We start from the raw sequence: 362 nt of genomic DNA on the forward strand, positions 1-362 counted from the left end.
CAGGTGACCGCGCAGATTGACTTCTCTAATAAAGAACAAACCGAAGAGCAATACAGCCCGAACGGCGATGCGGCTCAGGCGGTAATGCGTTCACGCCAGATCAACTCCAGCGAACAGCTCGGCGGGGCCTACCCTGGCGGCGTGCCGGGCGCGCTCACTAACCAGCCCGCACCGACAAACGCGGCGCCGATTTCCACTCCGCCAGCCAACCAGCAGAACCGTCAGCAAAAAAATCAGCACACCACCACAACGACCACTAACACCGGTCCGCGCACCAGCAGCCGTCACGAAGCCACGAACTAAGCAGTGGAACGGACGCTCCGCCACACTAAGCAGACCGTGCGCGCTATTCAGCCACATTC

The 362-nt window shown here is 60.5% G+C and carries 1 pseudogene; it reads left to right on the forward strand.

Annotation, left to right across the window (positions count from 1 at the left end):
• Positions 1 to 300, forward strand: a pseudogene (locus A6013_RS24695) (flagellar M-ring protein FliF C-terminal domain-containing protein); the annotation flags it as partial.
• Positions 301 to 362 lie beyond the last annotated feature (62 nt).

Source organism: Enterobacter sp. IF2SW-B1, assembly GCF_001743375.1.
Lineage (GTDB): Bacteria > Pseudomonadota > Gammaproteobacteria > Enterobacterales > Enterobacteriaceae > Enterobacter > Enterobacter bugandensis.